The sequence below is a fragment of the Winogradskyella sp. A3E31 genome (assembly GCF_046720935.1).
Lineage (GTDB): Bacteria > Bacteroidota > Bacteroidia > Flavobacteriales > Flavobacteriaceae > Winogradskyella.
In genome coordinates this window covers 40,905-63,612 of sequence record NZ_JBHNWH010000001.1, presented here as the reverse complement: position 1 = coordinate 63,612, position 22,708 = coordinate 40,905, and the positions used below count along the sequence as shown (strand labels likewise).

Here is a 22,708-nt window from a genome sequence, read left to right as displayed (position 1 = left end):
TATACGCACATACCGATATTTTAGACGTTTTATCGATAATTTTTTTTCAAACCATAAAAAAAGAGCCTCAATATTGAGGCTCTTTTTTAGGGTATAAACAGGATTTTATTCTTCTTCAACAGCTATACTTGCAGGCTCAACCGAACTGTCATGTGCGTTATGATACTCTTCTAATAAGTTCATACTTGCTGTTAATAGATCTTTAGTTTCTAGTAGTAAGCTAAAATAAAGCGTCGTGTTTTTTGGGCTAGACTCTTCATTTCTTGTCCGAGCTACTTGTTTCACGATTTTATCAGTCACTAAATCAAATACAGATTTCTTCTGCTGTAACAACTGACCTATTTGCTCAAAAGACCTAGAATCAAAAGCAGCTTTAATCTCTGTAAATAAGTTATCTAATTGATCATCAATCTCTTTCAGTTCTTTAACTTGACTGAATTTCAGTTTTTTGTGATTGTTGTTGATGTGCTTATGACTGGTTTTAGAAATGTATTCTAGAGATTGTGCCATGTCTTGTAAATATCCGAGAATATTTATGTAGAAATTGCTGGCACCCACACTTGATTCGTCTAAGTTTTTGATAAAATAGAATATGTTGTCTCTTAGTTCATCAATTTCAGCTGAAAGTTTATCAACTTGTTTTTTGTTCTTTTTTAAGGATTTAAGATCCTGTTTTGATAATCCATTAATAGCATTGCTGTAAATTTTATTACTACGTTTTACAACATTAGAAATATTATTAGCACTTTCATGGATAACCCCTTGCACTGATGATATGTCTGAGGATACTAAACTATCTTCATCCACAGTTTTGTTTGTGCTTTTCTTGTGTGACTTATAGTTTCTGTACAGTAAAAATACAGTTATCATTAAAAGTATAGGGGTCATTACCCTTGGGTTCCAATTGATAAGGAAAACAACAATACCTGATGCTACAAAAGCACCTATAGCAGTACCGAACCAACCACCAATAACATTCAATACTCCAGCAACTCTATATACAGCACTTTCTCTACCCCAAGCGCGGTCTGCAAATGAAGTACCCATAGCCACCATAAAAGTCACATAGGTAGTTGACAACGGTAGTTTCATTGAGGTTGCAATAGCAATTAATATACCGGCAACCATTAAGTTTACCGAAGCACGTATCATATCAAAAGCCGGTGCGTTTAGGCGCTCAGCCTTTCCCATTTTTAATTCTGGATTTTGAAAACGTAAACTTATTTTGTCTTGTACTGTTTTAGGAAGCAAAAAATCTATACCATAGGATATATTAGTTGTGCCTTTTACAACCCATCTAGATAGAGCATTTGGTTCAAATTTTTCTTGTGTTGAACCTTGGCTAGATAATTTAATTTCAGTTTCTGCCACCGTTTTCGCTTTTTTAGAAAGCCACAGAGTAACCACCATTATACCTCCCGAAATAAATAGCAACAATGGTTCTGCAGGTACTTTTTTATCTAGGACTTCCATCGAGAACGCTGAGGCCTCAACTCCAGAGGCAACCCAAGCTTCATAAGAATGGTACGCAGCCATTGGTACACCAATAAAGTTAACTAAATCGTTACCAGCAAATGCTAAAGCCAAACCAAAAGTACCTACTGCAATGACGACAAGTAATATGGTTTTTTTTGCAAACTTTTCAAAAGCAATAGAAAAAATGAGCCAGAATAAAAACCCAGCGATTATAATATATATTTCGTTTCCTTCAATACTTCCTTTTAATTCACCGTAATAAGGTGTGCCCTTTAATCCTTTTAAAAAAATGAAATAGGTAATGGCCGTAAGTGCTACTGCACCAAAAATAGCACCAAAGCTTTTGATTTTTGTTTCATTTTGAAATGTGAAAACAAGGCGCGATAGCCATTGAACAATCGCCCCAATTGTAAATGCTATAAATACCGAAAGGAGTATGCCCGAAATTATTTCTAAAGCTTTGGAAGTATTTATGTAACTATATAAATCTGAAACTGTTTCTGAGTCTGAGGCACTAATCTTTATTAGAGACATTACAACGGCTGCACCAAGTAAATTAAATACAATAGAAACGGTTGTAGATGTAGGTAAACCTAAGGTGTTAAAGAAGTCTAGCAAGAGAATATCAGTAATCATCACAGCCATAAAAATGAACATGATTTCGTTAAAATAGAATTCTCCTGGCACAAAAATACCTTTCCGTGCTACTTCCATCAGTCCACTAGAATATACGGCTCCAATAAAAATACCTAAGCTGGCAACAATCATTATTGTGCGCATTGATAATGCTTTGGATCCTATAGCTGAGTTTAAGAAGTTAATAGCATCATTACTAACACCAACAACTATGTCAGCAACGGCTAACACAGTAATGGCAATAAGCATTAATAAATAAATATTATCCATAATTTTTTAATTAAAAAGGTCTGCAAATATCGTTTTAGATTTTTAAAATAAAGTTATCTAATTGTTATGTTTTATTTAGAAGTGAATATCAAATCCAAGCCTAAAAGTAATGTTGTCATCATTTCCATCCAAGCTTGTATAACTAAAATCAGATTGGACTTTTAGTTTGTGGCCAACCACAAATTTATTTACGCCTAAGGTATACTGATTTCTTGGTAAAGCTCCAGTAACATCTTCAAATTCTAAGGTTGTAAATCGTGCAGCGATTTCATAGTTGTTTTTAAACAAATAACCCGCTTGTAAATTTAAAGCACTTCCTGTTAAAACAATATCCCCTGTTGGCGTAAAACCGTCAGCTTCTGTTGCAATTTCATCATCAGCAGTACGTTTAGCATATTCACCCATAAATGAAAATCCATTGTACTTAAACATGGCATCTGCGAAGATTGTAGTTTGGTCGGTTTCATAAATTGAGCCATCTGTTCTAATCATATAATCGCCAGCAAAACCTCTTTCTCTAACAGCGTTTTGATTGTAATTATATGTAAAACCCATCATAAGTTTAGGAGTCTCTTCTCGCTTTAAATCTGACTGACTGTAATCTCCCTTAGATTGAAAAGTTCCAAATGGTAAAAACTCTAATCGACCAGTATATTGCAACCCACCTTCGTTTCCTTCGGTAACGTTACGTCCTTCTCCTTGAGAGATAGACAGTTTTTCCCTCATTAAAAAGTTGCTTCCTAATTTGGTTTTATGTCTTAATTGAACCCCTAAATCACGGTCAATGTTAAATCGACTATTTAATAAAGATCGGTCAATGAGTTGCAAATTTGCTGAAGAAACAACACGCTCTACGTTTCCGGGTAATTTGGTTTGGCCGGCCCACAGTTCCCAATTACCTGCAAAATTCCACATAATTACGGCATCTAAAATATAACGCGGTGTATTTCTGTTGAATTGGTTAGCGCCTGAGATATCTCTATTAGATAAACCTAATTCTATTTTATATTTTAATTTTGGACTGTAAGCAAAACCGTCAAATTTTAATCTGGCACGTCTTACTATGAAATTGTGCTCGGGGCTTCCATATTGGTTGCCATCATAATCCCATGAAGAGACCGATCGCACTTGAAAACGTGGGGCAAATTTAACACTGAAAGAACTGTCTTTAGCAGTAAAATTCAGTAATCCTTTTCCAAATGATGTATCGCTAATTTCTTGAGCAGGTGCAACGTAAAGAGCAAGTAGAAAAATCGCTCCTAGAGTAATTTTTAATTTCATTTTTATGTATTAGTTTTTGTCGCTGCAAAGAACTGATTCTAATGTTAACTTAATGTTTCTTAATGATTAAGTTTAGAACAAAAAAAAGCTGCCTCAGATAGAGGCAGCTGATTAGAAGTCATAATAACTAAGTCGACAAAAACTAATAGTTTATATGAAATACTAAATCGTGTTATACAACACATTACAAATGTGAGCACTTAAAGTAACTCTATTGTAAAGCCAACATTATTTAATTATTAAGAATGATAGCCTGTTATCAATAAAATATAAAGTTCTGAAAAACAGCGCAATACAAACACAATGTAAATTTAATGTTAAGCAAATGTTGTCTAAATGTAAATTTAATAGTATTTTTATTGTATAGTTAACAAATAACACCCCCATAAATATGAAAAAGATAAGTGTAATTTTAATGATACTTTGTGTTGGATTTACTTTTGCTCAAGAAAAGACACAGCCTAAATTAGAGAAGAAAGGTGATGTAACGGAAGCGACTTATTTTCACGATAATGGTGAAGTTGAACAGATTGGTACTTTCAATGAAGAAGGAAAATTACATGGTACATGGACCAGTTTTGATAAGCAAGGCAACAAAGTTGCTGTAGGTAAATATGATAATGGAAAAAAAGTGGGCAAGTGGTTCTTTTGGAGTGATGATACTTTAAGAGAAGTTGATTACTTGGATTCTAGAATTGTAAGTGTTAACAAATGGGATAGTAAAACGAAAGTTGCCGTAAGAAATTAGATTATTAAATAAGATAAAAAAAAGAGGGTTGCAATTATTGCAGCCCTCTTTTTTTTGACTAACTCAAAATTATTATTTTAAAATTTAAAGGAATATCCTAAAGAAATCTCAGTACCTGGTTCTCTTAAGGTATAGATTTGATCTTGCGCTCTAAAAGATTCAAATTCACTAAGCCTTGTGCTCCCCAAAATGTTGTTTACTTTAAAATCAATGGATGAATTTTTCTTTTCTCCAAAGGACTTATTAAATGTAAAGTTTAAACTGTGAAATGGTTTAGTATATACATCGGGTGTTTGATTGATACCAACCACTTCTAAAGTTCTACCTTGTACGTTGTAAAACAATCCTGTCTGTAAGCCAATATCAGAATTGTTATAATCTAACCCTGTATTAATAAGATATGGCGCTTGACCCTGTAATTCTCTTTCGCGTTCAATCGTTTCTCCATCTCTAGCTCCAGCTATCCTTCCATTAAATTCAGCATCTGACATGGTTAATTCAGATTTTATTAAAGAAACATTAGCATTAAATTTTAGATTGTTTAACCCTTCAGAAATAAACCCTAAGCGTTGGCGGAACTCAAATTCTGCTCCATAAACAACTGCATTACCTAAGTTTGCAACTGTTAATTGTGTTGCGGCTTCTAAAAAGAAACGCTGCTCTATTGGGTCGGTAAAATCTTTATAGAATCCACTGACAGCAAACATTTGTCCTCGTTCTCCAAAGTGCTCATACCTTAAGTCAAAGTTATTGACATAAGTAGGCTTAAGATCTAAAGACCCGATAAATAATCTATTGGTAATAGGATCAAATATATTAGCCTCCGATGCTTCTTTAAATGATGGTCTTGCTGTCGTTCTAGAGTATGAAGCTCTCATGTTAGAGTCATCATTCAAGGCATAGATAAAGTTAGTCGACGGAAATAAATCAAATTCGTCTAAAATTAGCTCTCTATCAAAAATCTGAGTATTATCTGGAGTACCTGTATAATACGATCTAAAGTGCTCCGCCCTAAGTCCAACTACGGTTTTAAGTTTTTCGCTTAAGTTAAATTCAACTGAAAAATAAGTAGCACCAATCTGTTGCTCTCCTTCATAAGCGTCAATCGGGTTAAACGTATCTGTACCAACAAGATATGTTCCGGCATCTGTTGTGGGATTCCACACATTATCTTCATCTAGTAAATCGTCAACATCTCCACCAGCAATAAACGCTTGGCTTCCTCTAATATTAAACGTATAATCATCAATACTAAAATCTCTGAACTTATACGTGAATGCTCCTCCAAATTTCAATTTAGCTGGTCTATCAAATAATTCGATAGTTTTATCCAAATCTACTTTTCCTGCCCAGGATTCCTCTAATAAGTTTCTCCATAATTGTATAGGTAAGGTAGCTGCAGAGGCGGACAAAAATGAATCACCGTCATCCGATTGTTGCAATGGAGTAATTCTGTGGCCTTTATCCATAACCTTAGAAAAGGTTGGCGATAATTTCCATTCTAAATTAAATGCTTTTTCATCTTCTATACTATTCAATCTATGGGTTCCAGAGAAAAACAAGTTTGTAATGGAACGCTCAGTGTAAGTAATCGAATTTTTTGTCAACGGCTCCAATGCACCTCCTGTACCATCTTGAGAAATAATCTGGTCAAAGAAACCTGCTGTGGATTCACCATTCTGAATATGTAATATGTTAGCTTTATACTTTGCTTTTTCAGTTTTGTACGTTAAGCCCAACATACCATTTAAAATGACATTATTAATGCCTTCTGACCCTTGAGAATCTAAGGAAGCGATAAGTTCATTTTGTGAGCGGTCTTGAGGATTAACGATATACGCTCCATCGACACGATTTTCATAAAATATAGTCTCATTCTTATAAGAAAAAGAGGTCTGGTAGCCGAGTTTATCATCACCTACATCATACTGATTTCCTAAAGTAAAGCCAAAATCATAGTTCATACCACTTACCTCTTGCTTTGCTCTTAATTCCTTTTGAAATCTATTGGTCAAAGTCGTTAAGAGTAGTCTGCCTTCTGAAGTGTCAGGAATAGGCTGATATCTATTGATAGGTCTATCTCTAGTGCCATCATCATAACCAAAGAAATCTGTTTCACTGCCTGTTGACGTTAAATAATTATCATTAAAATGCATATCAGCATTATAGCCGGCTCCCAATGATAAAGTATATTCAGCTTTTGTCGGAAAATCTTTAGTGACAATATCTACGATACCTCCAGTGAAATCCGCAGGGTATTCTGCCGAAGCTGATTTAAGTACAATAACATTGTCTAAAATATTAGTAGGGAATAAATCCATTTGAATCGTGTTTCTATCCGGATCTAATCCAGGAATATCAATACCATTTAAAATAGACTTGGTATATCTGTCTCCCAATCCACGAACATAGACATATTTTCCACCTTCAATTGAAACTCCAGGGACACTTTTTACAGCACTTGCCAGATTGCTTGCACCAGTACTTTTTATAGCTTGAGCTGAAAGCCCATCCAATACAACAACTGATTTTTTCTGAAGATTAAGTACTGCACTTTCCGTATTTCGTTTTGTGGTCGTCGTAATAATGACAGTATCTAAAGAGTTAGTTTCTAAAACAACATCAAGCGTTGTTACTTCATTATTTGTTATTACCACTTCAGAAATCTCTTTGGTAGTATAACCTACGAATGAAAAAACCAACGTATAGGTGCCCTCCTCTAATTCCAGTTCATATTTACCATCAAAATCCGATGTTGTTCCTTTTGTAGTTCCCTTAACCAAGACATTGGCAAATGCCATAGGTTCATTAAACTCACCATCAATTAATGTTCCGGCAACTGTTCCTTGCGAAAACATAATAGAAGTCATAAAAATGAAAACAAAAGTTAAAACGTTTTGTATATTTTTCATGTATATATTAATATAACCCATCACTTAAAAAAGTAAGTGATGGGCCTATGTGATAAAAAGTATTTTAGAAGCCTAATCCGCCAGCTATATTTGCGTACGTCCAGCTTAACATAGATGTATTTGCACCAACAGTTTGGTTGCCAGCAGTTACTGCAGATGCAGTAGAGCCAAAACCTGTAACCGTTACTGTTTCTGCATTGTTTTTAAAGATTGAATTAACATCTGTAACACCTTCAGGCAATACAATCTCCCATGTGCCAAACGTTAAATCACCATTGTTGTAATTAGTAGCTACACCATCATTATCTAACTCAACATCCGAAGAATCTTTAAAGCCAAAAGCATAAATGTTACTTGTTGTACCTTGGGCATTACTTCTATAATCAGCATATTCACCATTTGACGTAACTGTATTACCAATGATAGTCACATTTTGTAAAGTAAATAAGCCTGTACCAGTTCCTTCTGGACCATCAATTTCGAAAGCGTGGTCAGAAATGTCACCTAATACGACTACTGCATTATCTACAGTTCCTGAATACGCCTGATCAATATCTATAGCGTCATCTCCTTGAGACCATATTAATAAGTTTGAAGCGTTTACTGTACCTCCGAAAAACTCGATGCCATCATCAACATTGGCAACTACTTCTATGTTACTGATGGTTGTGCCCGAACCAACACCACCTAAAGTAAGGCCATTGATTTCGTTTCCTTCACCAATTAGAGCTCCGCCATGACGGATAGAGATATATTGTAAATTACCAGAACTGTCAGCAGCATCTGTTCCGCCGTAAAGACCGAATGTATCATCAGCAGGAATTCCCTCTATCTGAGCCTCAGCAATATCACCTGAGAAAGAACAAGGTGCATAACCTAAAACAATCAATCCGCCCCAGCGACCTTTGTCATTTTCATCTAGGTTTGTACCTGCGGTTTGACCAACAGTAATATTATCTTCAGTCGATGTAAATATGATTGGTTGATCAGCAGTTCCCTGTGCATTTAAAGTACCACCTCTAGCAACGATTAAAGCAGATGCTAAAGACCCAGTACCAGGAGAACCCTTAATAATTGTACCAGGGTTAATAGTTAAGGTTGCACCATCTGATACAACAACTTTTTGGTTTAGTTGATAAATTTTGTCAGATGTCCAAGTAGTGTTTCCAGTTAGTAAGCCTGTAACAGCAACAGTCTCAACGCTACCGTTACCTCCTCCATCTGGATTGTTGTTGTTAATTATTGTGGTTTCCTCAATAATGATAGGAGTGTCATCATCTTTAAAACAACCAGTAAAAACTAGTGATGAAGCTATTAATGCGATTAAAAGTAATTTTTTCATGAGTAAAAATTTAGTAAGACTATTTAAGTTTTAAATTCTGCTGCAAAGAAACATCAGAGCTAAAGTTTTTAGGTTAATTAAAAATTATTGATTGGTGATGAAAAGGTTATGCTAAGGTTAGAGAATCATTAATAGAAAAAGACGATTAGAAACGTTTTCTTAACATTGGTTGTTTCTTAATTTTTCATCTCTATTACTGCATGATTATTTCCATTGGAATCGTCACTCGTAATACCTTATATTTGTGTATGACTAAACCATTGACCATGAAATACACTTTTATTCTTCCGTTCGTATTATTCAGTTTTTTCACTTTTGCTCAAAAGAAAATATTAGACCATAAGGATTTTGAAATATGGAACTCTATAGAGAATAGCTCTATTTCTTCCAATGGGGATTATGTGATGTACAGTTTGGAGAAAGGGGAAAAAGACAGCCACTTAAAAATAAAATCTCCAAAAGGCAATCTTGTTTTTGAACACGAACGGTCAGGACAAGGCAAGTTTACTTACGACGGTAACTTTGCAGTGTTTTCAGTAAAACCATGGAAGGATAGTATTGTAGAATTAAAACGTATAAAAACAAAGAAAGAAGAACTACCTAAAGATAGCTTAGGTATTTATAACCTGAATTCTAAGTCCTTGACTAAAATACCGAATGTAAAGTCTTATAAAATTCCAGAAAAGTTGTCTTCGCATATCGCTTACACGCTAGAGGAAATAAAAGTAAAAGCAAAAAAAACAGATAGCACTTCAGGTTCCGAAAAGGATAAAAAAGATAAAAAGAAAACCAAAAAAGTAAGCAAGGATAATGGTTACCACCTTGTGATAAGAGCATTGGCATCAGGCAGGGAAGATACCATTAAGTTTGTTACTGATTACAAATTTGCAGAAGAGGGTAAAAAACTAACCTATGTTACGACTGGTATTGATACAGATACTGATGGAGGAGTTTATGTTTTAGATTTGGATTCAAACATAATAACGTCGGTGTACAATTCAAAGAAGGCAAAATATCATAACTTAAGTATCAGTGAAAGTGGAGAAAAACTGGCTTTTGTGGTCGATACAGATACGACTAAAGTTCAAATACGCCCTAACGAATTATATTTTTGGAATCAAGGTAATGCGTCTGCCAACAAGCAATTAGACAATCCTTCTGCTCCCGATGGTTATATGGTATCTTCAAACGGAAGTATTGCCTTTTCAAAGGATGAATCAAAACTTTACTTCGGTTTATCAGCAAACCCTATAATAAAGGACACCACCTTAATTGACGAAGAGATTGTTAATGTTGAGGTCTGGACCTACGACGAACCGACCTTATACACGGTGCAAGAGTTGCAATTAGAAGATGATCGAAAGAAAACCTATCTCACGGCACTTGACCTTAATTCAAATGAGCTTACCCAAGTTGGAACAACTGAATTTCCTGATGCAAGACTTGGAGACGAAGGCAATGGAAAGTACGCACTCGTCAACACCAGTTTACCTTATGAAATTGAAGTGCAGTGGGAAGGTGGTAGCCGCCAGGATTATGCGTCAGTTGATGTTAGTTCAGGAGAAATAAAGCCTCTTCTCAAAGGTTTTAGAGGAAATTTAAGATTAAGCCCAAAAGGCAAATACGCATACGGATATAACTTTAAAGACAGTACTTGGGTTACGGTAAACTTAGCAACTTCAAAGTTAACCAACCTCACTAAAGGGAAAGTGTTTTATAATGAATTAAATGATTCACCAAGAGATCCTGGATCGTATGGGTCTGCTGGCTGGACCGAAGATGATGATGCCTTAATCCTTTATGACAGATACGATTTATGGAGCTTTAATCCTGATACGGGAACATCAAAAAAACTGACTAATGGAAGGGCTTCAAAAACAGAATACCGATACATACAATTAGATGATGAAGAACGATTTTTAAATCCAGAAGGAAAATGGATGCTATCTGTATTTAATGAAGATTCAAAAGATTCTGGTTTTGCAGAATTGAATATGAAGAATGGACAATTAAAATCATTGGTTTCTGGGCCATATCGTTATGCTCGACTTCAAAAAGCTCAAGATGATGATGCTATTATTTTTACTCGCGAATCATTCACTGAATTTCCAGATATAAGATATTCAGACTTAAGTTTTAAAAATCCTACTGTGCTATCAAATGCCAATCCGCAACAAAGTGAGTACAACTGGGGGACTTCAGAATTGGTAAACTGGACATCGCTTGATGGGATTGAATTAACAGGCATGCTCATTAAGCCTGAGAATTTTGACCCTAACAAAAAGTATCCGATGATTGTAAATTTCTACGAACGTAGTTCTGATGGTTTGCACCGTCATCGCGCTCCAAACCCAGGTCGTTCTACCATTAATTACAGTTTTTATACTAGTAGAGGCTATGTAATTTTTAATCCCGATGTACAGTACCGTATTGGTTATCCTGGTGAGAGTGCTTATAATTGTGTTATCCCAGGTGTAACTTCTTTAATTGAAAAAGGCTTTATTGATAAGGATAATATCGGAGTGCAAGGACATAGTTGGGGTGGTTATCAAATCGCTTATTTGGTCACGAAGACCGATATTTTTAAAGCAGCTGAAGCAGGAGCACCTGTACCGAATATGATAAGTGCTTATGGAGGTATTCGCTGGTGGACAGGTTTAAGCAGACAGTTTCAATACGAACATACTCAAAGTAGAATTGGTGGTACGCCATGGGAATATCCTCAGCGCTATATCGAAAACTCACCAATTTTTAATATTGACAAAATAAACACACCGCTCTTAGTTATGCATAACGATGCCGATGGACACGTGCCATGGTATCAAGGCATAGAATTTTTTATGGCGCTTCGACGTCTTCAAAAACCGTCTTGGTTTTTAAACTATAACGATGAGCCACATTGGCCATTAAAATTACAGAACCGTAAAGATTTTAATATCCGAATGGCTCAGTTTTTTGACTATTATTTAAAAGGGGAACCCATGCCAGTTTGGATGAAAAGAGGTGTGCCAGCGATTGAAAAAGGGATCAATCAAGGCTATGAATTAACTTCAGGCAAACAGGATTAGAGGGTAAATTCTTAAGGATTTTCAAGCACTTATACTGACATTTTTTAGTCAGAATACCTATCTTCGTGCTTTATCAAAAACGCATGAACTGGGAGCAATTATTATCTTTAAAAAGACACGGGGATACCAATAAAAGGTTAAGAAAAGAACAGGACGAAACCCGCTTGGGTTTTGAAGTAGACTACGACCGAATTATTTTTTCGACTGAGTTTAGAAGTCTTCAAGATAAAACTCAAGTTGTACCATTATCTAAAACAGATTTTGTTCACACTCGGTTGACCCATAGCCTCGAAGTGAGTGTTGTAGGTCGTTCTTTAGGAAGGCAAGTCGGAAAACGAATTTTAGAGAAGCATCCTCACCTTAAAAATATTCACGGGTATCAAATGAACGATTTTGGGGCTATTGTTGCAGCAGCAGCTTTGGCACATGATATTGGTAATCCACCGTTTGGTCATTCTGGTGAAAAGGCGATTGGTGCTTTTTTTAAAGATGGTGACGGCAAACAATTTAAATCGCAATTAACGGATAAAGAATATCAAGACTTATGTGATTTTGAAGGCAATGCCAATGGCTTTAAAATCTTAACAGAAAGTCGGGTTGGTAGAGAAGGGGGACTGCGATTAAGTTATGCCACGCTTGGTGCATTTATGAAATACCCCAAAGAGTCTCTTCCAAAGAAACCGACAAAACACATTGTTGATAAAAAATATGGCTTTTTTCAAAGCGAAAAATCAACCTTTGATGCCATTGCCAAAGAACTTGGTCTGATGTCCCGTGATACTAATTCAGTGCGTTATTGCCGACACCCTTTAGCCTATTTAGTAGAGGCAGCTGATGATATCTGTTATACTATAATCGATTTTGAAGACGGGATAAACCTCGGTCTCATAGATGAAGATTATGCTTTAGAATATTTAATAAAATTGGTTAAAAATTCAATCAATACCAGTAAATACCATGAATTAAAAACCACTCAGGATCGTGTAAGTTATCTCAGAGCACTGGCTATAAATACACTCATCAATGAAGCCGTAGAACAGTTTATGACACATGAAGATGAGATTCTAAAAGGTGATTTTCAATATGCTTTACTAGACGTTAGCAGTTATAAAGCACAAATCAGTGATATTATTGCCATAAGTATAAAGAACGTATATCAATCCAAGGAAGTTATTCATAAAGAAATTGCTGGCTACGAAGTGCTAAATGGGTTGCTTAAAGTGATGACTAAATTGGCATCTTCAAAATATAATGGACAATTATCAAGTTATGACAAGTTGATTCTACAAACACTACCTGAAACCGTAACACTTTCAGACCAATCGCTTTATAACAATTTGTTGTCCATTTGTTTATTCATTTCAAAGTTATCTGACTCTAATGCTATGTTGCTGTTTCACAGGCTAAAAGGGAATACGATTTAGTCTAATAAATGTTAAAATAATGCATTTCATCGATTAAATTTGTTTTTTAACGATATATTGTGTTAGTTTAGCGTCCCATTAACCCCAAATCTATGGACTATGAAGAATAATATACTCGGAGCACTAGTCATTTTCTTTGCTGTTGTGGCCTGCTTATTAATTATTGACGATCTGTCTTATAAGGGACAAGCACAATTAGAATATCCTTTAGAACAGGAGATTACTAAATCGGGGACCAACGAATCTTTTGCAACAACTGACTTAGAGACTGAGGAGTAACTCGTTGAATTTGTCTTTTAAAGATTTTGAATCAATTTTACAGATGGCATGTAGTTGCTCAACTGTACCATGTTCAATAAATTCATCTTTTACTCCGCACACTTTAATCGGTTGCTGATACCCATTCTCGTTAGCAAATTCGGTAATGGCACTCCCTAACCCGCCAATAATAGTCCCATCTTCAACAGTGACTATCCCTTTATAGCTTTTAAAAATTGCATGTAATAAGTCAGTGTCCAAAGGTTTTAAAAAACCTATGTCGTAATGCGAAATCAGCTCCATATTTTCAGAGTTTAGAATTGCATCTTCTACATTATTTGCCATCGTTCCTATTGAAATGACAGCAACTTTAGACCCTTTTTTCAAACAAGTTCCTTTGCCGATTGTAATATTTTCAAAAGGTAATTTCCAATCCATAAGACGACCTCGACCACGAGGGTAACGAATCGCGATAGGAAAATCAAAACCTTTTTGCATCGTGTACATAATATTACGAAGGGCAATGGCATCCTTCGGTGCTGCAATAACCATATTAGGGATACAACGTAAATAGGCCAAATCAAAAACACCGTGGTGTGTTGGACCATCTTGTCCTACCAATCCGGCACGATCCAAACAAAAAATAACGGGTAACTTTTGTAAGGCTACATCATGTATGACCTGATCGTAAGCTCGTTGTAAAAATGTTGAATAAATATTACAGAAGGGAATTAGGCCTTGTGTGGCCATACCAGCAGCCATGGTTACAGCATGCTGTTCTGCAATACCTACATCAAAAGCACGATCTGGTATGACTTCCATCATATATTTTAAAGAGCTTCCTGTAGGCATCGCTGGAGTAATCGCCACAATCTTTTCATTGTTTTTTGCCAGCTCTACAATGGTTTCTCCAAAAACATCTTGAAATTTTGGCGGCAGCTTTATGTCTGATTTGGCAACAAGTTCACCTGTGGTTGCATTGAATTTGCCTGGTGCGTGGTATTTCACTTGATCCTTTTCAGCCTGTTTTAAGCCTTTGCCTTTTATGGTGATGACGTGTAAAAACTTTGGCCCTTGGACAGTCTTTAAGCGTTCAAGTTCTGAAATAAGCCTAGGTAAATCATGCCCATCAATTGGTCCTGAGTAGTCAAAATTTAAAGCTTCAAAAATATTATCCTGCTTTTGTGTCCCCTTTTTTACATTGGTTAAATATTGCTTTAAAGCACCGACACTTGGGTCAATGCCAATAGCATTATCATTAAGAATAATTAGAATATTGGTATCAGTGACGCCTGCATGGTTAAGACCTTCAAATGCTATTCCGCTTGCTATAGAAGCATCACCTATTACTGCGATATGTTGTCGGTTTTCACCTTTAAGTTTTGAAGCAATAGCCATACCCAATATGGCCGAAATTGAAGTTGACGAGTGGCCGACTCCAAAAGTGTCATATTCACTTTCACTGCGTTTAGGAAAACCACTGAGTCCACCAAGCTGTCTATTGGTGTCAAAATTATGTTTCCGACCAGTTAAAATTTTATGACCATAGGCTTGGTGGCCAACATCCCAAATTAACAAGTCATCTGGGGTGTTAAACACATAATGTAAGGCAATAGTTAATTCCACAACACCAAGACTCGCGCCTAAATGACCTTCTTTTGTGGCCACAATGTTGATAATAAACTCTCGTAATTCTTTGGCAAGTCGAGGTAAGTCATTTGGACTTAACTGTCTTAAATCCTTAGGGATATTTATATGTTGAAGTAACAGTTTTTTCACGTTGTAAAAGTACAAGATTAATTGGGTATTATGAACGAACAAATGAACTGTACCAAATATGATTCAACTATTAAAGATGTTAAATAAAGGATTGAATAAATTTTTATACATTCGACAAATTCAAAATTTTTGTCTAAAAAGATAGGATTAGTAATTAAATTAGACGAATTAAAAAAAACATGTGTTCTCTATGAATAATTTTAAATTTAAGATGGTATTAATTACGTTGTTATCGTCTTTCTATTGTATTGGTCAAAAACCGATCGAAGAATCTAAATTTGCAAAGGTTGTTACAGATTATTTGGAAACGAATATTCAAAACTATAACTATAAAGCTGAAGATATTCAAAGTTTATATATAACCAATGAATTTTATTCTAAAGGCTCTGGTATAAATTATTTATACCTTAATCAGGCTTACAATGGGATTTTAATATATAACGCTGTTTCTACTATTGCTATTAAAGATGATAAAGTCATTCACTTCTCAAATAGATTTTTAAGTAATATTTTTCAAAAGGCATTAACATCAAATACAAATATTACAGCAATCAGTGCCATAAATAAAGTTGCTTCTGAGCTTGGAATTGGACAGGTTAGTGACCTAATAATCCTAGAAGATACAACGCATAAAAAGCTTTTTTCTACCGGAAATATTTCAGTAAGAGAAATCCCAGTTAAAAAAGTATATTATAATGATAACGGTCTTTTAAGATTATCATGGGACATTACAATCTATACTTTAGATGGCATACACTGGTGGAATGTTAGGATAGATGCAAACACTTCAGACATTTTAGATATTAAAGATTACATACTCAATTGTAGTTTTGAAAAAGGTACTAATAGTGAAAATTCTTCACATAGCGATTATGATCATTTAAATGGAAAAGAAAACAATCTATTCTTTGGCGATGGTGCAGCTTATAATGTTTTTACTCTTCCAATAGAAAGCCCTAATCATGGAGAGAGGGAAATAGTGTCTAATCCAGCAAGTACTGTTGCTTCTCCTTTTGGATGGCACGATACAAACGGATCTAATGGGCCAGAGTTTACAATTACAAGAGGGAACAATGTTTGGGCCCAAGAGGATTCTGATGGCAACAACGGTATAGGTTTTTCGCCAGATGGAACTGCTGCCTTAAACTTTAATTTTCCGTTAGAAATCGATCAAGAGCCTTCAGCATATCAAAGTGCCGCCATAACTAATTTATTTTATATTAATAACATGATGCACGATATATGGTATCATCATGGTTTTGATGAAGAAAGTGGAAATTTTCAAGAGAACAATTACGGAAATGGGGGGCTTGGCAGTGATTTTGTTTTTGCAGACGCACAAGATGGTAGTGGTCTAAATAATGCAACTTTTGGAACTCCACCCGAAGGTAATAATCCTGTAATGACAATGTTTCTTTGGTCAGGTCCTCCAGGTGAGCGCCTTATTATAAATAACAGTTCTGTTGCTGGAAATTACATTGGTGTAGAAGCACAATTTGGACCCGAGCTAACGACTAACCCAATAACCGCTGATTTAGTTATCGTAGAAGATGCAGCAGTCGATGGGGATAGTGCTGATGCTTGTGACTCGATTGTGAATGCTACTGAAATATCAGGAAATATAGCTGTAATTAATAGAGGTTCTTGTGAGTTTGGGTTTAAAGTTTTGAGTGCTGAAAATGCTGGGGCGATTGCCGTTATTGTAATAAATAATGTTGGTGGTGAGCCATTTAGTATGGCACCAGGCTCTGATGGGGAAAATGTTTCCATTCCTTCTATTATGATTTCTCAGGCAGATGGAGAGGATATTGTTAGAGCAATAGAAAAAGGAGGTCAAAATGTAAGCGCATCCCTAGTTAATGACGGGACAGGTCCGTTTGAAATTGATAGTGATTTTGACAATGGGATAATAGCACATGAATACGGTCATGGCATATCTACAAGACTAACAGGAGGATCCAATAATTCAGGATGCTTGCAAAATGACGAGCAGATGGGCGAAGGATGGTCCGACTGGTTTGGGTTGATGGTGACAATGAATGCCTTTGATATATCTACTGAAGGAAGAGGAATTGGAACATATTCGGCAAATCAAAACAGCGATGGTCCAGGAATTAGACCAGCACGATATAGTACCGACTTTGCTGTTAATCCATTTACTTATGCTGACACCAACAATGAAAGTTTAAGTCAACCTCATGGCGTTGGTTTTGTATGGGCAACAACACTTTGGGATTTGACGTGGGCATATATAGATAAATACGGTTTTGATTCAGATCTATATGAAGGTAATGGAGGCAATAATAAGGTGATGAAAATTGTCATAGAGGCTCTAAAGCTTCAGCCTTGTAGTCCAGGATTTGTAGATGGTAGAGACGCAATATTGGCAGCTGATATGATTATGACTGGTGGTGAAGATCAATGTATGATATGGGAAATATTTTCAAATCGAGGATTAGGGTTTAATGCTGACCAAGGTCTTAGTTCTAGTAGGACTGATCAAACTCAAGATTTTTCAATGCCTCCTCCAGATGATGCATCATTAGTTAATTGTACCACATTAAGTGATGTAGGTTTTGAATCTACATTTGCAAACATTTATCCAAATCCAACAAACGGAATTGTATACATTAAATTAAAAGAGCCATTAAATAATGTAACTTTAACTTTAGTTGACTTAAATGGAAGAGAAATTTTTAAATCAAAACAAGATATGGGTGTTAACACTGAGATTAGTCTACAATCTTTGCAAGATGGAGTTTATATTTTAAAGATTGAAAGCGGTACCATTGAATTTAATACCAAAATTGTAAAACATTAAGAATATTAATAAGTTGATCCCATTCGACGACAGCTATTTTATGAAAAAAGCCCTTCAAGAAGCAGAACTTGCTTTTGAAAAAGGTGAAATTCCGATAGGTGCCGTTATTGTTGTTAACGATAAGATTATTGCCAGGTCCCATAATTTAACAGAACTCCTTAATGATGTAACAGCTCATGCAGAAATGCAAGCCATAACAGCAGCCGCTAATTTTATTGGAGGAAAATATTTACACAATTGTACGCTGTATGTCACTTTAGAACCATGTCAAATGTGTGCAGGAGCACTATTTTGGAGCCAGATTTCTAAAATTGTTTACGCCGCAAGGGATGAGCATCGAGGGTATAAAACTAAAGGGACTCAGTTACACCCTAAAACGAAGGTCATTGGGGGTATTTTAGAAAACGAAGCTTCACAACTGTTAAAGCGATTTTTTGTTGAAAAGCGAAATCTAAATTAGTGCAAAAAAAAACGCCCAACCAGTGGTTGAGCGTTGAAACCTTTGTAAAATATATACTTACAATACCTGCACATTTGCAGCTACCATACCTTTTCTACCTTCTTCTTCTGTGTACTCTACTTGATCTCCTTCACGTAATTCTACACCATTAAGGTTTGATACGTGCACAAAGATGTCTTTTCCTGTTTCTTCGTTGGTAATGAATCCAAATCCTTTTGAATCATTAAAAAATTTAACTGTTCCAGTCATTATAAAATAAATAAAAATTAAAAAAACAAAGGTAAAATAAAATTAATGAACAGTGTTAAGAAATTGTTTTTTTTCAAAAGATTGATAATCAATAGGTTTTATTTTCTTGGTTTTTTTTCATTTTATCAAGATTTTCTTGTGTTAACATATAGTCCTTAACATTCTTTCCCTTCCAGCGATAATAAATGAAAAGTGGAAAAACAAATAAAAATAGACCAATAACCCCGAAACCTATGAGCTTTTCAGAATATGAAACTTCAAGAATAAAACCACTGATTATGCTTGCAAAAGAAGCAATAAAGCCTATAAACGTTAGGGTTTTTATTAGTTTCATTTTCTTTGTTTAAAGTGTTTTTGTTTACGAAGTAAAATTAATTAATTCCTTGCGGTAAGCTGTCAATAATTTAGATTTGGACACAAAACCATGGTATTTATTGTCCTTAATAACGGGTAAATTCCATGCCCCTGAGTCTTGAAATTTTTGCATCACCTTCTCCATAGAATCCTTATCATAGAATATGTATTCAGGGGGTTTGTGCATAAAAGTCTCTACTGTTGTTGATTCATATAACGATTGATCGAACATTACGCTTCTAATGTCATCTAGTAAAATAATACCAATGAAAGTACCATCTTCTTCAGTCACCGGAAACAGATTTCTGCTCGATTTTGAAACACCATCCCTGAGCATTTCTCCTAAGGACTGGTCAGGATGTAAAGCGATAAAATCATTTTCAATCACGGAGTCTAACCGCATCAATGTCAATACACTTTTATCCTTATCTTGGGTAATCAATTCCCCTTTTTCAAGCAATTCTTTGGTATAGATGGTATGGTCTAAGCCATTTTTATTAATCATAAATGAAATTGAAGCCGTAATCATTAATGGAACAAATAGTTGATAACCGCCAGTTATTTCAGCAATAAGAAATATAGCCGTGAGTGGGGCATGAAGCACACCAGCAATCAAACCAGCCATGCCGATTAAGGTGAAATTAGCTTCAGACACCTGAAAATTAAGTCCAAGATTATTAATACACTTTGCAATAACATTTCCTAAAGAGCTTCCCATAACCATCGTTGGGATAATTATACCCCCTGTCCCGCCAGCAGCAAAAGTAGTGGTCATGGCAATGGCCTTAAAGATAGTTATCCCAAAAAGCAGTGCAATCACTACCCAGATATTATCGGTGTAGGCATCAAAAGGAGTTTTTCCTAGAGCCTTTAAATCATTACCTAACATTAAATCGTTTATAAATCCAAGGCCTTCACCATATAGGGGAGGAATAAAATAGAGCATAAGTCCTATAGCCAGCCCTCCAATAATAAGTTTATGTTTTGAGGATTTTAATCGATTGAATATTGAAGTCACACCAAAGTATATTTTGGAGAAAAATATAGAGGCAAAACCTGTAAAAACGCCAAGAACAATAAAGAATACTGTGTCGCTTATTTCAAACTTATTATAAACATTAAAATTGAAAAGAACTTCATCCCCAAGAAAAAAATATGAGGTCAACACAGAAGATACAGAAGCTATTAGTAGGGGCAATAAAGAGGCGAAGGTGAGGTCTAAGCTAAAAATTTCTATTGCAAAAATTATAGCCGCAATAGGGGATTTAAAAATTGAAGCTATAGCACCTGCCGCTGCACAGCCTATTAAAAGACTTCTTGTTTTTCTATCGATATGAAGTAATCGTCCAAGGTTTGAGCTCACAGCAGAAGCAGAAGCAATTGCAGGACCTAAGAGACCAACAGACCCACCAAAACCAACCGTTAGTGGAGCAGTAATAAGAGGGAGCACCATATTACGACGATGTATTAGCCCATCTTTTTTAGAAAGTGCATAAAGTATAGATGGAATGGCATGTTTGCTTGGCTTTTTGGAAACATACTTTACAAAAAGATAAACCAACCAAAGCCCAAAAATGGGCAAAATAAAGTATAGCGATTTATTTGTAAAGCTTAAGCCACTCTCCAAAATTGACTCGATACCGAAGGTGATATTCTTTAAAGTAACAGAAACAACCCCAGCTAATAAACCAATAACAATACTTAGTAAATACAGGAAGTTTTTTTCAGAAATATGCTTATACCTCCAAATGAGTAATTGTTTAAAAAATGCTGATTTAGTTGGCATATTATAGACCTGTTTGGTTTTTTGTGGTTAAGCTTGTTGAAGTCAAAACCAGACAGGTCTTAAAGTTAAGATTTTAAATCAAGTTTTAAGCTGAGTTCAGTGAGTTGTTCTTTATCTATTGGAGCTGGTGCATCAATCATTACATCTCTTCCTGAATTGTTTTTTGGAAAAGCAATAAAATCTCGAATCGTTTCTTGTCCACCCAAAATTGCAACCAGTCTATCTAAACCAAATGCGATTCCCCCATGTGGTGGAGCTCCATATTCAAAAGCATCCATTAAAAATCCAAATTGAGCTCTGGCTTCTTCCTCAGAAAACCCTAAGTGTTTGAGCATAATAGCTTGTATAGCCTTGTCGTGAATTCTGATAGAACCTCCACCAATTTCATTGCCGTTTAACACCAAATCGTAGGCATTGGCTTTAACTTCCCCAGGCTTACTGTCTAATAATTCTAGCTGACCAGGTTTTGGTGATGTAAATGGGTGGTGCATGGCATGGTAGCGTTCTGTAGCCTCGTCCCATTCTAATAATGGAAAATCCATGACCCAAAGCGGAGCAAACTCGTCTGCTTTTCTCAATCCTAATCGTTCGGCCATTTCCATACGTAAGGCACTTAATTGTGCTCTTACCTTATCGGTTTTTCCAGATAATACACAAATTAAATCGCCAGGTTTTGCACCTGTCACATCAGCCCATTTTGCCAAGTCGTCTTGGTCATAAAATTTATCGACTGAAGATTTATAAGTACCATCGTCATTACAACGGCAATAGACCATTCCTAAAGCACCAACTTGAGGGCGTTTTACCCAATCAATGAGCTTGTCAATGTCTTTTCTTGTATAGCTATTTCCTCCTGGTACAGCTATGCCAACTACCAATTCGGCGGAATTGAACACATTAAAATCTTTATGCTGAGCAACCTCATTTAGCTCACCGAACTCCATTCCAAAACGAATGTCTGGTTTGTCATTGCCGTATAAACGCATAGCATCATCGTAGAGTAGTCGAGGAAATTTCTCAACCTCTACACCTTTAATCTCTTTTAGTAAATGACGAGTTAAACCTTCAAAAGTGTTAAGAATATCTTCTTGTTCAACAAAGGCCATTTCACAATCTATCTGAGTGAATTCTGGCTGACGGTCAGCACGTAAATCCTCATCCCTAAAACATTTTACAATCTGAAAATACTTATCCATACCACCAACCATAAGTAGCTGCTTAAAGGTCTGAGGAGATTGGGGGAGCGCATAGAATTGACCCTCGTTCATTCGAGAAGGCACAACAAAGTCTCTAGCACCTTCAGGAGTTGACTTTATTAAATATGGGGTTTCAACCTCTACGAATCCATCACTAGACAGATAATTTCGAACAGCCTGAGTTACCTTATGTCTAAAAACGAGATTGTTCTTGACAGGGTTGCGACGAATGTCTAAGTAACGATATTTCATACGTAAATCATCACCACCATCTGTTTTATCCTCTATAGTGAAAGGAGGTACCAACGCTTTATTCAAAATCATTAGTTCTGAAACTAATAGTTCAATATCACCAGTAGCGATATTTGGGTTTTTGGATGATCGCTCAACAACTTTCCCCTTAACTTGGATAACAAATTCTCGCCCTAATTTTTGAGCCTTATTAAATAGATCTTCTGAGGTTTGTTCTTCATCAAAATATAACTGAGTAATGCCGTAACGATCTCTTAAATCCACATAGATCATAAAGCCCTTGTCTCTAACCCCTTGTACCCATCCAGAAAGTGTTACTTCTGTATTAACATTTTCGATGCTTAACTCTCCGCAAGTATGACTTCTATACATTATAAATTATTGACATTTAATAGT

15 protein-coding genes are annotated in these 22,708 nt (G+C 35.7%); 6 read left to right on the top strand and 9 right to left on the bottom strand.

What is annotated here, in order from left to right; genetic code table 11:
• Positions 1–105: 105 nt before the first annotated feature.
• The gene (locus tag ACFEMA_RS00255) at positions 106–2,382 is read right to left on the bottom strand and encodes an inorganic phosphate transporter (RefSeq protein WP_411765947.1); all 2,277 of its coding nucleotides are present in this window, start codon (positions 2,380–2,382) and stop codon (positions 106–108) included.
• 75 nt (positions 2,383–2,457) lie between these two features.
• Positions 2,458–3,663: a porin gene (locus ACFEMA_RS00250; RefSeq protein ID WP_411765946.1), complete on the bottom strand. Its 1,206-nt coding sequence runs from the start codon at positions 3,661–3,663 to the stop codon at positions 2,458–2,460.
• Between the two features lie 391 nt (positions 3,664–4,054).
• Here ACFEMA_RS00250 and ACFEMA_RS00245 point away from each other — a divergent pair, with 391 nt between their 5' ends.
• On the top strand, positions 4,055–4,411 hold the full coding sequence (locus tag ACFEMA_RS00245) for a toxin-antitoxin system YwqK family antitoxin (protein WP_411765945.1): 357 nt from the start codon (positions 4,055–4,057) through the stop codon (positions 4,409–4,411).
• 77 nt (positions 4,412–4,488) lie between these two features.
• Here the strand turns inward: ACFEMA_RS00245 and ACFEMA_RS00240 are convergent, their stop codons facing one another.
• Both ACFEMA_RS00240 and ACFEMA_RS00235 read right to left on the bottom strand, forming a co-directional pair.
• Positions 4,489–7,323 carry a TonB-dependent receptor domain-containing protein gene (locus ACFEMA_RS00240; protein WP_411765944.1) on the bottom strand — a complete coding sequence of 945 codons (2,835 nt, stop codon included), beginning with the start codon at positions 7,321–7,323 and terminating at the stop codon, positions 4,489–4,491.
• Between the two features lie 64 nt (positions 7,324–7,387).
• A complete protein-coding gene (locus ACFEMA_RS00235; protein ID WP_411765943.1) occupies positions 7,388–8,665 on the bottom strand; it encodes a hypothetical protein in 1,278 nt (425 codons plus the stop codon).
• 266 nt (positions 8,666–8,931) lie between these two features.
• On the opposite strand from ACFEMA_RS00235, the gene ACFEMA_RS00230 reads away from it, so the two are divergent.
• The 3 genes from ACFEMA_RS00230 to ACFEMA_RS00220 all read left to right on the top strand — a co-directional run bounded on the left by ACFEMA_RS00230 (position 8,932) and on the right by ACFEMA_RS00220 (position 13,436).
• The gene (locus tag ACFEMA_RS00230; RefSeq protein ID WP_411765942.1) at positions 8,932–11,733 is read left to right on the top strand and encodes a prolyl oligopeptidase family serine peptidase; all 2,802 of its coding nucleotides are present in this window, start codon (positions 8,932–8,934) and stop codon (positions 11,731–11,733) included.
• Between the two features lie 83 nt (positions 11,734–11,816).
• The gene (locus ACFEMA_RS00225; protein WP_411765941.1) at positions 11,817–13,157 is read left to right on the top strand and encodes a deoxyguanosinetriphosphate triphosphohydrolase; all 1,341 of its coding nucleotides are present in this window, start codon (positions 11,817–11,819) and stop codon (positions 13,155–13,157) included.
• A gap of 99 nt (positions 13,158–13,256) precedes the next feature.
• Positions 13,257–13,436: a hypothetical protein gene (locus tag ACFEMA_RS00220; protein WP_411765940.1), complete on the top strand. Its 180-nt coding sequence runs from the start codon at positions 13,257–13,259 to the stop codon at positions 13,434–13,436.
• Here the strand turns inward: ACFEMA_RS00220 and ACFEMA_RS00215 are convergent.
• Positions 13,419–15,194 carry a 1-deoxy-D-xylulose-5-phosphate synthase gene (locus ACFEMA_RS00215; protein ID WP_411765939.1) on the bottom strand — a complete coding sequence of 592 codons (1,776 nt, stop codon included), beginning with the start codon at positions 15,192–15,194 and terminating at the stop codon, positions 13,419–13,421. The two genes, ACFEMA_RS00220 and ACFEMA_RS00215, sit on opposite strands and share 18 nt — an antisense overlap.
• A 190-nt stretch (positions 15,195–15,384) precedes the next feature.
• Here ACFEMA_RS00215 and ACFEMA_RS00210 point away from each other — a divergent pair, with 190 nt between their 5' ends.
• Both ACFEMA_RS00210 and ACFEMA_RS00205 read left to right on the top strand, forming a co-directional pair.
• The gene (locus ACFEMA_RS00210) at positions 15,385–18,015 is read left to right on the top strand and encodes a T9SS-dependent M36 family metallopeptidase (RefSeq protein WP_411765938.1); all 2,631 of its coding nucleotides are present in this window, start codon (positions 15,385–15,387) and stop codon (positions 18,013–18,015) included.
• 13 nt (positions 18,016–18,028) lie between these two features.
• A complete protein-coding gene (locus ACFEMA_RS00205; protein ID WP_411765937.1) occupies positions 18,029–18,475 on the top strand; it encodes a nucleoside deaminase in 447 nt (148 codons plus the stop codon).
• 57 nt (positions 18,476–18,532) lie between these two features.
• Here the strand turns inward: ACFEMA_RS00205 and ACFEMA_RS00200 are convergent, their stop codons facing one another.
• The 4 genes from ACFEMA_RS00200 to aspS form a co-directional block, all read right to left on the bottom strand.
• The gene (locus ACFEMA_RS00200; RefSeq protein ID WP_155088814.1) at positions 18,533–18,724 is read right to left on the bottom strand and encodes a cold-shock protein; all 192 of its coding nucleotides are present in this window, start codon (positions 18,722–18,724) and stop codon (positions 18,533–18,535) included.
• Between the two features lie 88 nt (positions 18,725–18,812).
• A complete protein-coding gene (locus tag ACFEMA_RS00195; protein WP_411765936.1) occupies positions 18,813–19,058 on the bottom strand; it encodes a hypothetical protein in 246 nt (81 codons plus the stop codon).
• 24 nt (positions 19,059–19,082) lie between these two features.
• Entirely contained in the window at positions 19,083–20,864 is a 1,782-nt protein-coding gene (locus ACFEMA_RS00190) for a chloride channel protein (RefSeq protein WP_411765935.1), read from the bottom strand.
• Between the two features lie 65 nt (positions 20,865–20,929).
• A complete protein-coding gene (gene aspS / locus ACFEMA_RS00185; protein ID WP_411765933.1) occupies positions 20,930–22,684 on the bottom strand; it encodes an aspartate--tRNA ligase in 1,755 nt (584 codons plus the stop codon).
• Between the last annotated feature and the right edge of the window lie 24 nt (positions 22,685–22,708).